The organism is Variovorax sp. KBW07, assembly GCF_003852515.1.
In the GTDB taxonomy this organism is placed as follows: domain Bacteria; phylum Pseudomonadota; class Gammaproteobacteria; order Burkholderiales; family Burkholderiaceae_C; genus Variovorax.
On sequence record NZ_QAJK01000046.1, the window covers coordinates 64,443 to 76,394 of the forward strand.

Sequence of the window (11,952 nt, forward strand, 5' to 3'; positions counted from 1 at the left end):
AGACGAGGCGCGAAGTGTACGGAATTCAGATGAAGAATTCGGTCAGGCTGCCGCAAGACATTCCAGCGACGGCGGCAACGGGCATTTCCGTGGCCGCCAGTACCCCTACGCAGCGCAAGCGCATGAAACGCTATGCCTCAGAATGGCGCGAATCGAACAAGCACATAGAGGAGTTGTCATGGCGAATTCCACCATCTGGTGGCTGATTGCGGGCCTGGCCATCGTGGTCGAGCTGCTGTCCGGTACGGTCTACCTGCTGCTGCTGGCGGCCGGCTTCGCCGCGGCGGCGATCGCGGCGCACCTGGGCTTCGGCACCGTCACCCAGCTGCTGGTGGCCGCCGTGATCGGCGTGGGCGCCGTGCTGGCCTGGTATTCGATCCAGCGCAGGCGCCCGCCGGCACCGCCGACCGGCACCAACCGCGACGTGAACCTCGACATCGGCGAGAGCGTGTTCGTCGACGCATGGAACCCCGACGGCACCGCCACCGTGCGCTATCGCGGCGCGCAATGGACCGTCGTGCAGCGCGCGGGCCACGCGCCCTCGACCGGCGAGCACCGCGTGGTCGAGATCGTCGGCAGCCGCCTCGTCGTCGACAAGGCCTAGTCAGTCAGCAAGCAAGAACACAGAACCCGAAAAAGGAAGCGCACCATGGAATTCTCCGTACCTCTCATCATCCTGGTCATCGCGATCATCTTCATCAGCCAGTCGGTCAAGTTCGTGCCGCAGCAGAACGCCTGGGTGCGCGAGCGCCTGGGCAAGTATCACGGCACCATGACGCCCGGCCCCAACTTCCTGATTCCGTTCATCGACCGGGTGGCCTACAAGCACAGCCTGAAGGAAATTCCGCTCGACGTGCCGAGCCAGATCTGCATCACGCGCGACAACACGCAGTTGCAGGTCGACGGCATCCTGTACTTCCAGGTGACCGACCCGATGCGCGCGAGCTACGGCTCGTCGAACTACATCGTGGCCGTGACGCAGCTTGCACAGACCTCGCTGCGCAGCGTGATCGGCAAGCTCGAGCTCGACAAGACCTTCGAGGAGCGCGACGTCATCAACGCCCAGGTGGTGGCCGCCATCGACGAGGCCGCGCTCAACTGGGGCGTGAAGGTGCTGCGCTACGAAATCAAGGACCTGACGCCGCCGAAGGAAATCCTGCTGGCCATGCAGGCGCAGATCACCGCCGAGCGCGGCAAGCGCGCCCTGATTGCCGCCTCGGAAGGCCGCCGCCAGGAACAGATCAACATCGCCACCGGCGAACGCGAGGCCTTCATCGCCCGCTCCGAAGGCGAAAAGCAGGCGCAGATCAACAACGCCCAGGGCGAGGCCGCGGCCATCACCGCCGTGGCCACGGCAACGGCGGACGCCATCGAACGCGTGGCCGCCGCCATCCAGAAGCCCGGCGGCGAGCAGGCCGTGCAGCTCAAGGTGGCCGAACGCGCCGTCGATGCCTACGGCAAGGTTGCCGCCGATTCCAAGACCACGCTGATCGTGCCCAGCAACATGACCGAGACGGCAGCGCTCATCTCGTCGGCCATGCGCATGATCCAGACAGGCAAAAGCTCCGGCCCGACCTGAAACGGCCCCAAAGCCACGCTACAATCGTGGGCTCAGGAGCGGTGGATGAGCGGTTTAAGTCGCACGCCTGGAAAGCGTGTGAGGGTTAATAGCCCTCCGCGGGTTCGAATCCCGCCTGCTCCGCCAGAGAATGATTGTTCGTAACCGTTCGCGAACATGCAGACAGCAAGAAGCCCAAGTCGCCACAAGCACTTGGGCTTTTTTGTCGTCTGGCCCGCAAGGTAGCGCGTTGCTTTCCAACAACTTGGCATCGTGAACGTGGGCTCTTCGGTCTGGCGTACGATCCAAAGGTTTTACTTTCAAGCCCGCAAAGGAGCCTCGATGGCTGGACAGCAACCCCAAACCTCGCCGCGTGGCACGACATCGCTCGACAAGACACTCGCCAAAAGCGAGCAGGTGGCCGCCGACGTGCAGCGCGCATCGGACAACCTCGCGGTGGTGAGCACGGTGCTCGAGCAGGAGCTGCCAGACGAAGTGCAGGTCGGCGAAGTGGCGCAGGCCATCGAGCACACGAGCCAGCTCGAGGAAAAGCTGGCCAAGTCGGCCGAGAAGCTGGCCGAGGTGAATGCCGCACTGAGCGAAGAAATCGAGAAGCGCATCGAAGTAACGGCACAGCGCGACGAAAGCCAGGCCCTGGCCGAAAAGCTCAAGGCCAAGATCCGCGCCGAAGGCGCGGGCTGATTCGCGAATCGCTCGCCGATCTTTCCGTCCGTATCCCTTCTCCTACGCTGCGGCGGCGCCAGGCACGCTACGCTATTGGTTCTCAAAGCAAAACCACGGCATGGCCCTCATCACGTTCCTCGTCGAGGACAACAAGACCATCAGGGATAACCTGGTCCCTGCACTCGAGGACCTCGTCAATGGCCGCGTGGTCGGCTTCGCCGAAACCGAAACCGACGCACTCGCGTGGCTGGCCGGCCATCCCGACGACTGGCAATTGCTGATCGTCGACCTGTTCCTCAAGGAAGGGTCCGGCCTCGGCGTGCTCGCCGGCTGCAAGACCCGCAGGCCGGGCCAGCGCGTGGTGGTGCTCAGCAACTACGTGACAAGCGACATCCGCGCTCGCTGCGAGGCACTGGGCGCCGACGCGGTGTTCGACAAGTCCCGCGACCTCGACGCCTTCATCGAGTACTGCAATACAGACCGCCCTTCCGGCCTCGCCGTGCTCTGACGCGCTCTGACGCGCTCTGATCCGGCCTGATGCGCCTTCGCGGCACGCATGAAAAAAAGGGCCCGAAGGCCCTTCTCTCTTTGGCGGAAAACCGCGCAGTTGCCGATTGCTTGATCGATCAGCGCACCACGGCGATTTGCGTACGCACGCCACCCTTGTAGGTGTACAGCGTCAGCGCACCGTTCTTGATGTCGCCCTTTTCGTCGAAGGCGATCGGGCCGGTCACGCCCTTGTATTGCACCTTGCCGACTTCAGGCAGGTACTTTTCCGGGTCGGACGAACCGGCCTTGACCATGGCTTCGGCCAGCACGTTGACCGCGTCGTACACGTACGGTGCATAGATCTGCACGTCGACGCCGTTCTTGGTCTTGAACTTGGCCTTGAAGTCTTCCAGCGGCTGCTTGAAGTCGCCGTCGACACCGCCGGCTTCGGCGCACACCACCATGTCTTCGCCGATGGCATCGCCAGCCAGCTTCGGCAGTTCAGCGGTGCACAGGCCGTCGCCGCCCATGAACTTGACGTTCAGGCCGAGTTGCTTGACCTGCTTGAGCATCGGGCCGCCAACGGCGTCCATGCCGCCGAAGAACAGAACGTCGGGCTTGGTAGCCTTCAGCTTGGTCAGGATGGCGTTGAAGTCGGTCGACTTGTCGGTGGTGAATTCGTGGCCCACGATGGTGGCGCCAGCGGCCTTGGCCGACTTCTCGAATTCTTCGGCAACGCCCTGGCCATAGGCCGTGCGGTCGTCGATCACGGCGATGTTCTTGCCCTTGAGCGTTTCGACAGCGTACTTGCCCAGCGTGCCGCCGAGCTGCGTGTCGTCGGCCACCACGCGGAACGTGGTCTTGAAGCCCTGGCGCGTGTACTTGGGGTTCGTTGCCGAAGGCGAGATCTGCGGAATGCCGGCGTCGCTGTACAGCTTCGAGGCGGGAATGGTGGTGCCCGAGTTCAGGTGACCGACCACGCCGTTGACCTTTTCGTCGACCAGCTTCTGGGCGACTGCCGTGCCTTGCTTCGGATCGCCAGCGTCGTCTTCAGCCACCAGCACGAACTTGGCAACCTTGTCGCCGATCTTCACGCCCTTTGCATTCAGGTCTTCGATGGCCATCTTGGCGCCGAACTCGTTGTCCTTGCCAAGGTGGGCAATGGGACCGCTGCTCGGGCCGACGTGACCGATCTTGACGACCAGCGCATCGGCGGGAGGTGCTGCAGGTGCGGGAGCCGCAGCCGTGGGCGCCGGCGTTGCCGCGGGAGCGGCAGCTTCTTCTTTCTTGCCGCAAGCCACAAGCGTGATTGCAGCCAATGCGACCGCAGTCCATTTCAATTGCATGAGAACCTCCAGAACTTGGATGAAAAGAATAAAAACCGGTCGTTTGATCCGGGCGCGTTGACCTCGCAAGTTTCGCGCCGCAGACCAGCGGCACCCTCACGCCATTCCGACCTGCGGCGCAGTTTAGCCGAGGATTTACGCGCTGGAAGCTGGCGTAGACCCTGTGTTTTCGGAGAGTTCGGCGGCCATTGCCTCGATCACCAGCGCACGCAGAACGGCTTCGATTTCATTGCGCAAACGCGGCACCATGGCGTCGAGCTGATGCTGAACGGCAGCTGACACGGTGTCGCTCAAACGCTCTTCCAGGGACAGGTCGACGCGCTGCAGCACACGGTGCAGAAGCTGCTCTTCGAGGCTGACGATTTCGGCCTGCGAAAGCTGCGCCGCGGGGGGCAAGGCAACGGCGCTTGCGGCATCGGGCACAGGCTGCGCCGACGCTGCGGACGCGCCGGGCAGCGGCTCGGCCGCGACGGGCTCCGGCGGGATCTCGAGCACCGTGGTCAGGGTGGGAACGAACCGGGGCGGCGTGCGCAGCGTGCTGGCCATGTCAGGAACTCTTTGCGAAGTCGTGCGGCTGGATGGTGTAGCCGCGGTCGGCATAGTGGCGCCAGCGCGAGCGGCCGACCTGGCGGTCGTTGGCCTCGGCGCTCACGATGTCGATCATGCGTTCATAGCGCTCGAAACCGGCCGGCACTTCGAGCCCGAGGTTCACCAGCATCTCGCGATGCGGCAGCGACGCCGCGTCGGCACCATCGGCCGAAAGCACGACCGGCGATCGGGCGACCACGTGGGCCGGGGCGTCGGCGCGGCAGTGCGCAACGAAGTCGACCGGCGACAGCTGCCAGAGCGCGGCGTCGACCGCGTCCAGCGTCTGCGGATCGCCCACGACCACCACGCGCAAGCCGCGCGCATTCACGGCCTTGCGAACCAGCCGGCAGGCGTAGTTCAGCTTGTCCGGCGCGTTGTAGTGAAAGCCGATTTCCGTCACTTCGCGGGCCGGGCCTTTCGCGCCGTGGCTTCCGAGGTCTTGGACGCTGCCTTGGCAGGCTTTTCGCCCTTCTCACCCTTATCACTCTTCGCGGGCTTGTCAGCCGCGCCGTTGGCCGCCCTGCTCGTCAGGTAGGACACCAGCAGGCCCACCGGCCGGCCGGTCGAGCCCTTGGCCGCCCCGCTCTTCCAGGCGGTGCCCGCGATGTCCAGGTGCGCCCACGCAAAGTCGCCGGCAAAACGCTGCAGGAACTTGGCCGCGGTAATGGCACCGCCGGCACGGCCCGCGATGTTCGCCACGTCGGCGAAGTTGCTCTTCAGGCCTTCGGCGTAGTCGTCGTCCAGCGGCAGGCGCCAGCAACGGTCTTGCGAGGTTTCGCCGGCCGCCTGGAGCGCGGCAGCCAGCGTCTCGTCGCTCGAGAACAGGCCACTGCGCACGCCGCCGAGCGCCACCACGCAAGCGCCCGTGAGCGTGGCGATATCGATCACGGCGGCCGGGTCGAAGCGCTTTGCATAGGTCAGCGCGTCGCACAGGATGAGGCGGCCTTCGGCGTCGGTGTTGAGCACCTCGATGGTCTGCCCGCTCATGCTGGTGACCACGTCGCCCGGCTTCACCGAGCGGCCATCGTTCATGTTTTCGCACGAAGGAATGAGGCCGACGACATTGATGGCCGGCTGGATTTCGCCGAGCGCGCGGAAGGTGCCGAGCACGCTCGCGGCGCCGCACATGTCGAACTTCATCTCGTCCATTTCGGCCGCGGGCTTGAGCGACACGCCACCCGTGTCGAAGGTGATGCCCTTGCCGACCAGCACCACGGGCGCCTGGTCCTTGGCCGCGCCCTGGTAGCGCAGCACGATGAAGCGCAGCGGCTCGGCCGAGCCTTGCGCCACGGCCGCGAACGAGCCCATGCCGAGCTTCTCGACCTCCCTGGGGCCCAGCACCTCGCACTTGATGCGCGGCAGCTTGGCCAGGCCCTTGGCGGCTTCGCCCAGCAGCGTGGGCGTGGCGTGGTTCGCGGGGCGGTTGCCCCATTCCTTGGCCAGCTCGATGCCCAGCACCGTGGCGCGGGCTTCATTGAAGGCGGCGCTCACGCCGGCGGCATCGGCCACGCCGACCGTCAGTTGGCGAATGCTGCGCGGCTCTGCCTTCGACTTGGTGGTGGTGTAGACATAGCTGGCGTCGGCCGCGGCCGTGACGGCGCAAGCCACCGCGGCGCCGTCCGCGGCCTGCGCGAACACCACGACCACCCGCTTCGGCCCATGGGCCTTGGCCGCGTTGACGGCCGCAACGACGCCGCTGCGCACCGACGCGGGCTTGCCGTCGCCGATGGCCGCGAACACGACGCGCGACGCAACCACGTCGTCCGGGCGGTACAGCGCCAGCAGCTTGCCGGCCTTGTCGGGCAGGTCGCCGGCCTTGCGGGCACTGGCGGCCAGCACGGAAAGCGGGTCTTTGGTGGTGAGCGGCGCGCTGCCGACAAGCACGATCAGGACATCGGATTTCTCTGCTGCGGCCTGGGCGACGGTGAGGGTCTTGAGTTGAAAGTCCATAATCCTTTTTTTCCTCGAACGATGTTATTCCATTCTTCCCTACGCAAGGAGCTGTCGCGCAGCTTCGGAGCGACCCTCGTGGTTCTGGTCACCATCGTGATGACCATGATGCTCATCCGTACCCTCGGGCTCGCGTCCAAGGGCAGTGTGAATCCGCAGGAGGTGTTCCTCGTGATGGCCTACACGGTGCTCGGCTACATGCCGACCATCCTGAGCCTGAGCCTGTTCATCGCCATCGTCGGAACGCTCTCGCGCATGTACCGCGACAGCGAAATGGTGATCTGGTTTTCCAGCGGCCGCGGGCTGGTCGACTTCGTCAAGCCGCTGTTCCGCTTCGCATGGCCGGTGCTGCTGCTGATCACGGTGATGGCGCTGGTGGGCTGGCCCTGGGCCAACTCGCAGACCATGGGCATGCGCCAGCAATACGAGCAGCGCAGCGACATCGAGCGCGTCACGCCCGGCGAGTTCCGCGAGTCGTCGGGGCGCATCCGCGTGTTCTTCGTCGATAAAGACTCGCCCAACGACGCCAACGCCACCAACGTCTTCATCTGGGCGCAGGAAGCCCGCCAGCAGGTCACCACCTCGGCGCGCAGCGGCCACATCGACAACATCGACGGCACCCGCTACCTGCTGCTGGAAAACGGCCAGCGGCTGGAACGCCCCTTCCTGCCGACCCAGGGCCTGAAGATCAGCGAATTCAAGACCTACGGCACGCGCGCCGGCGGCAACGCCGGCATGACCGACAGCACCACGCCGTCGCGCGCCCTGAGCACGCTGGCACTGCTGCGCGACCCCAGCAACGCCAACGTGGGCGAGCTGGGCTGGCGCATCGGCATGCTGCTGGCCGCCGTCAACTTCGTGCTGCTGGCGCTCACCGTGTCGAGCGGCAACCCGCGCGTGGGCCGCAGCGGCAACCTGATCCTGGCGCTCTTCGCCTTCATCCTCTACTACAACATGCTCAACCTCGGCCAGAGCTGGGTCAGCTCGGGCCGCTATGGCCTGGGTTCGTTCATGCTCCTGCTGCACGGCGGCGTGTTCCTGGCCGGCGTCGCGTGGCTGACCCTGCGCAACAACAACTGGAGCCGCAAGAAGACGCTGCGCCCCGCCGCGGGCCCGGCTTCGCCGCACGCCTTCCAGCCTTCCAAGATCGACCCCTCGTGAAAACCATCCGACGCCTGATCTATGTCGAGGCACTGAAGGCCGTGGCCTTCGTGACGCTCGGCTTCCTGAGCCTGTTCTTCTTCTTCGACTTCGTCGACGAACTGCAGTCCGTCGGCCGGCCCGAAAGCCTGGCCTACGGGCCGATGCAGGCGCTCATCTACGTCACGCTGATGATCCCGAACCATCTCTACGAACTGCTGCCGATCACCGTGCTGATCGGTTGCATCTTCGTGATGGCACGGCTCGCGCAGAGCTCGGAATACACCATCCTGCGCACCAGCGGCCTGGGCCCCTGGCGGGCGCTGCGCACGCTGCTGCTGCTGGGCATGGGTTTCGTCATCCTGACCTTCGCCATCGGCGACTACATCGCCCCCATCTCGGGCCGCACGGGCCAGTTGCTCAAGTCGCGCTACCAGGGCACCTACTCGTTCGTCGGCAACACCGGGGCCTGGCTCAAGGAAAAGCGCGGCGACATGTCCTATGCCGTCAACGTGCTCGCCATTTCGCGCAACGGCGAGCTGCGCAGCGCACGCATCTTCGAGTTCGACCCCAACGGCTTCGTCAGCAAGCAGCTGGTGGCCACCACCGCGCGCATCCAGGACGGACACTGGGTGCTGTCCGACATCGAGCAGCAGGACTACGACACGCGCGGCAAGACCGACACCGCGCGCATCACCACCACCCGGGTCCCCACCATGGACTGGCCCACCTCGCTGACGGCCGAGATGGTGTCGGTTGCGCTGCTGCGGCCCGACCGCATGAGCACCATCGACCTGTTCGACTACATCCGCCACCTGGACGCCAACGGACAGACCGCGCAGCGCTACGAGATCGAGTTCTGGCGCAAGGTGTTCTATCCGCTCTCGTGCCTGGTGATGGTGGTGCTCGCCCTGCCCTTCGCCTACCTGCACTTCCGCCAGGCCGGCATCACCACCTACGTGTTCGGCGGCGTGATGATCGGCATCAGCTTCTTCCTGCTGAACAACGTGTTCGGCTACCTGGGCAACCTGAGCAACTGGTCGCCATGGCTCACGGCGGCCGCGCCGGGAATGATCTATTCGGTGATGTCGTTGACGGCCTTCAGCTGGCTGGTCTTGCGAAGATGACGATGACAGCAACAACGACGACGAAGACAGCCGCCGGATCGGTGCTCGGCATCGTCCTGCTGGCGCACGGCTCGCGCGACCCGCGCTGGCGCGAGCCCATCGAGGCCGTGGCCGCGCGCGTATGCCAATACGCCCCCGACGCCCGCGTGACCTGCGCCTACATGGAGCTGGCCGCTCCCGACCTGCCCACCGCGGCAGCCGCCCTCATTGCCAGCGGCGCGCGCGCCATCCGCGTGGTTCCGCTGTTCCTGGGCATGGGCAAGCACGCCCGCGAAGACCTGCCGCAGCAGCTCGCGGCGCTGCAGGAAAGCCGCCCCGACATCGGCTTTTCGCTTGCACCCATCGTGGGCGAAGAGCCCGAACTGCTCGACCTGATGGCCAGAATTGCCATCAAATCCTGAACATCCGGCAATTTCGATAGATTCCGAAGGCATAATGAATTCCGTAATAAGACGGAATTTGATATGAATCTGCATCAGTTCAAGTTTGTTCAGGAAGCCGTGCGGCGCAACCTGAACCTCACCGAGGCGGCCAAGGCCCTCCACACCTCGCAGCCCGGGGTTTCCAAGGCCATCATCGAGCTCGAGGAAGAACTGGGCGTCGAAATCTTCGCGCGCCACGGCAAGCGCCTGAAGCGCGTCACCGAACCCGGCCAGCACGTCATTGCCAGCATCGAACTGATCATGCGCGAGGTCGGCAACCTCAAGCGCATCGGCGAACAGTTCAGCGCGCAAGACAGCGGCACCCTTTCCATTGCCACCACCCATACCCAGGCGCGCTACGTGCTGCCGGTGCCCGTGGCCAACCTGCGCGAGGCCTACCCCAAGGTCAACGTGAGCCTGCACCAGGGCTCGCCCGACCAGGTGGCGCGCATGGTGATCGACGAAATTGCCGAGATCGGCATCGCCACCGAATCGCTCGACGGCTACGCCGAACTGGTCACGCTGCCCTGCTACGAGTGGCAGCACGTGCTGGTGCTGCCCAAGGACCATCCGCTGGCCGCCAAGGAGCGCATTTCGCTCGAAGACCTGGCGCTCGAGCCGATCATTACCTACCACCCGTCGTTCACCGGCCGCACGCGCATCGACCACGCCTTTGCACAGAAGAAGCTGGCGCCGCGCATCGCGCTCGAAGCCATCGACTCCGACGTGATCAAGACCTACGTGCGCCTCGGGTTGGGCGTGGGCATCGTGGCCGAGATGGCCGTGCGCGACGAGTCGAATGCCGACCTCGTGGTGCGCCCGATGGGCCATGTGTTCGGCCAGAATATCGCGCGGGTCGCGTTCAAGCGCAGCGCCTATCTGCGCAACTTCGTCTTCAAGTTCGCCGAGCTGCTGTCCGACCGGCTCGACCGCAACCTGATCGCAAAAGCCCTGAGCGGCCACCAACAAGACTACGAACTATGAGTACTGTGCTTTCCCCACGCACGCCCGAGATCACCACCAAGCTGCCGGCTGTCGGCACCACCATCTTCACGGTCATGTCGACGCTGGCGGCCGAGAAGAACGCGGTCAACCTGGGCCAGGGCTTTCCGGATTTCAACTGCGATCCGAAGCTGCTCGAAGACGTGACCGCCGCCATGGCCGCGGGCCACAACCAGTACCCGCCGATGCCGGGCATTCCGGCACTGCGCGACGCCATTGCCGCCAAGATCTCGGCGCTCTACGGCCACAGCTACAGCGCCGCCACCGAGATCACGGTCACCGCCGGCGCCACGCAGGCCATCATCACCGCCATCCTCGCGATCGTGCGCCCCGGCGACGAAGTGATCGTGCTGGAGCCCTGCTACGACAGCTACGTGCCCAACATCGACCTGGCCGGCGGCCGCGTGGTGCGCGTGCCGCTGGTGCCCGGCACCTTCCGCCCCGACTTCGACAAGATCGCCGCAGCGCTCACGCCGCGCACTCGCGCCATCATCATCAACACGCCGCACAACCCTAGCGCGACCGTGTGGACCGAGGCCGAAATGCGCAAGCTCGAAGAGCTGCTCGCACCGACCGACGTGTTCGTGATCGCCGACGAGGTGTACGAGCACATGGTCTTCGACCAGGCGCGGCACGAAAGCGTGGCTCGTTTTCCCGGCCTCGCGGCACGCAGCTTCATTGTGAGCAGCTTCGGCAAGACCTACCACGTCACCGGCTGGAAGGTCGGCTTCGTCGCCGCGCCGGCGCCGCTCATGGCCGAGTTCCGCAAGGTGCACCAGTTCAACGTGTTCACCGTCAACACGCCGATGCAGCATGCGCTGGCCCGGTACATGGCCGAGCCGAAGCCGTACCTCGAGCTGCCGGCCTTCTACCAGCGCAAGCGCGACCTGTTCGCCGCCGGCCTGGCCGAAAAAACGCGCTTCAAGCTGCTGCGCAGCGAAGGCAGCTACTTCCAGTGCGTCGACATCTCCGCGGTGAGCGATCTCTCGGAAGCCGACTTCTGCCTCTGGCTCACGAGCGAGATCGGCGTGGCCGCGATTCCACTGTCGGCCTTCTACGGCGACGGTTTCGACCAGCGCGTGGTGCGCTTCTGCTTCGCCAAGAAGGACGAGACCCTGCTCGCGGCACTGGACCGGCTCGCCAGGCTCTGACCCCGCCGCCCCAGGGCAATCCAGCGCCGGCACCATGACGATGAACCGACCGCGCTGGATCTTGCTGGCGCTGGGCCTCTCGTTCCTCGTCGCGGGCGTGGCCGATGCCCTGCTGCCTCCGCTTCGGGGCAAGGACTACAGCGCGCTCGACGTGGCCCACGCCTTCCTCATCGGCGCGCTCTGCTACGCGTGGTGCCGGGCCGATGGGCTGGCGCGCGGCGTGATCCCGCCGGGCCGCTCCGCGCTGCTCGCCGGCGTTTTTCCGCTGCTGGGCATTCCGCTCTATTTCTTTCGCACGCGCCCCTGGCGACGGGCCCTGGTGTCTACGCTGTGGGCCATCGGCTTCCTGCTAGCGGGCCTCGTGCTCGCCGCTGCCGGCACGCTGCTGACCGAGCAACTGCTTTCGCGGCATTGAGCCGCATCGAGCGCCAGGGTACTGCCCCCGCTTGCAGCCGCACCGGCAAAGCGCCGACGCTGGCGGTAGGACTGTCCTGA

General features: G+C 65.5%; 15 protein-coding genes and 1 tRNA gene. 12 read left to right on the plus strand and 4 right to left on the minus strand.

Features of this window, described 5'->3' with window-relative positions:
* Nucleotides 1-29: 29 nt before the first annotated feature.
* From DBV14_RS33380 to DBV14_RS10675, 6 genes are all read left to right on the plus strand, one after another.
* Nucleotides 30-206, plus strand: coding sequence for a hypothetical protein (locus tag DBV14_RS33380; protein WP_185545989.1), 177 nt, complete (start codon nucleotides 30-32; stop codon nucleotides 204-206).
* Nucleotides 179-604 carry an NfeD family protein gene (locus DBV14_RS10655; RefSeq protein WP_124459154.1) on the plus strand — a complete coding sequence of 142 codons (426 nt, stop codon included), beginning with the start codon at nucleotides 179-181 and terminating at the stop codon, nucleotides 602-604. The genes DBV14_RS33380 and DBV14_RS10655 overlap by 28 nt, the downstream gene beginning before the upstream one ends.
* A gap of 45 nt (nucleotides 605-649) precedes the next feature.
* Complete coding sequence (locus DBV14_RS10660; RefSeq protein WP_099789315.1) at nucleotides 650-1,579, plus strand: SPFH domain-containing protein; 930 nt, start codon at nucleotides 650-652, stop codon at nucleotides 1,577-1,579.
* 35 nt (nucleotides 1,580-1,614) lie between these two features.
* A tRNA-Ser gene (locus DBV14_RS10665) sits at nucleotides 1,615-1,705 on the plus strand.
* Between the two features lie 195 nt (nucleotides 1,706-1,900).
* Nucleotides 1,901-2,260 carry a hypothetical protein gene (locus DBV14_RS10670; protein WP_124459155.1) on the plus strand — a complete coding sequence of 120 codons (360 nt, stop codon included), beginning with the start codon at nucleotides 1,901-1,903 and terminating at the stop codon, nucleotides 2,258-2,260.
* Between the two features lie 100 nt (nucleotides 2,261-2,360).
* The gene (locus DBV14_RS10675) at nucleotides 2,361-2,750 is read left to right on the plus strand and encodes a response regulator (RefSeq protein WP_124459156.1); all 390 of its coding nucleotides are present in this window, start codon (nucleotides 2,361-2,363) and stop codon (nucleotides 2,748-2,750) included.
* Between the two features lie 118 nt (nucleotides 2,751-2,868).
* Here the strand turns inward: DBV14_RS10675 and DBV14_RS10680 are convergent, their stop codons facing one another.
* From DBV14_RS10680 to DBV14_RS10695, 4 genes are all read right to left on the minus strand, one after another.
* Entirely contained in the window at nucleotides 2,869-4,077 is a 1,209-nt protein-coding gene (locus DBV14_RS10680) for a branched-chain amino acid ABC transporter substrate-binding protein (protein WP_124459157.1), read from the minus strand.
* Nucleotides 4,078-4,212: 135 nt separating this feature from the next.
* On the minus strand, nucleotides 4,213-4,623 hold the full coding sequence (locus DBV14_RS10685; RefSeq protein WP_124459158.1) for a hypothetical protein: 411 nt from the start codon (nucleotides 4,621-4,623) through the stop codon (nucleotides 4,213-4,215).
* A gap of 1 nt (nucleotide 4,624) precedes the next feature.
* Nucleotides 4,625-5,065, minus strand: coding sequence for a DNA polymerase III subunit chi (locus DBV14_RS10690; RefSeq protein WP_124459159.1), 441 nt, complete (start codon nucleotides 5,063-5,065; stop codon nucleotides 4,625-4,627).
* A complete protein-coding gene (locus DBV14_RS10695) occupies nucleotides 5,062-6,615 on the minus strand; it encodes a leucyl aminopeptidase (RefSeq protein ID WP_124459160.1) in 1,554 nt (517 codons plus the stop codon). Before DBV14_RS10695 ends, DBV14_RS10690 begins: the two co-directional genes overlap by 4 nt.
* A gap of 21 nt (nucleotides 6,616-6,636) precedes the next feature.
* On the opposite strand from DBV14_RS10695, the gene lptF reads away from it, so the two are divergent.
* The 6 genes from lptF (at nucleotide 6,637) to DBV14_RS10725 (ending at nucleotide 11,872) form a co-directional block, all read left to right on the plus strand.
* Nucleotides 6,637-7,776, plus strand: coding sequence for an LPS export ABC transporter permease LptF (gene lptF, locus DBV14_RS10700; RefSeq protein ID WP_124459161.1), 1,140 nt, complete (start codon nucleotides 6,637-6,639; stop codon nucleotides 7,774-7,776).
* A complete protein-coding gene (lptG, locus tag DBV14_RS10705; protein ID WP_124459162.1) occupies nucleotides 7,773-8,882 on the plus strand; it encodes an LPS export ABC transporter permease LptG in 1,110 nt (369 codons plus the stop codon). The genes lptF and lptG overlap by 4 nt, the downstream gene beginning before the upstream one ends.
* A gap of 2 nt (nucleotides 8,883-8,884) precedes the next feature.
* On the plus strand, nucleotides 8,885-9,283 hold the full coding sequence (locus DBV14_RS10710; protein ID WP_124459163.1) for a sirohydrochlorin chelatase: 399 nt from the start codon (nucleotides 8,885-8,887) through the stop codon (nucleotides 9,281-9,283).
* A 63-nt stretch (nucleotides 9,284-9,346) separates the two neighbouring features.
* Nucleotides 9,347-10,288: a CysB family HTH-type transcriptional regulator gene (locus tag DBV14_RS10715; protein ID WP_124459164.1), complete on the plus strand. Its 942-nt coding sequence runs from the start codon at nucleotides 9,347-9,349 to the stop codon at nucleotides 10,286-10,288.
* On the plus strand, nucleotides 10,285-11,457 hold the full coding sequence (locus tag DBV14_RS10720) for a pyridoxal phosphate-dependent aminotransferase (RefSeq protein ID WP_124459165.1): 1,173 nt from the start codon (nucleotides 10,285-10,287) through the stop codon (nucleotides 11,455-11,457). Before DBV14_RS10715 ends, DBV14_RS10720 begins: the two co-directional genes overlap by 4 nt.
* A 34-nt stretch (nucleotides 11,458-11,491) precedes the next feature.
* Nucleotides 11,492-11,872 carry a rard protein gene (locus tag DBV14_RS10725; protein WP_124459166.1) on the plus strand — a complete coding sequence of 127 codons (381 nt, stop codon included), beginning with the start codon at nucleotides 11,492-11,494 and terminating at the stop codon, nucleotides 11,870-11,872.
* Nucleotides 11,873-11,952: the final 80 nt, after the last annotated feature.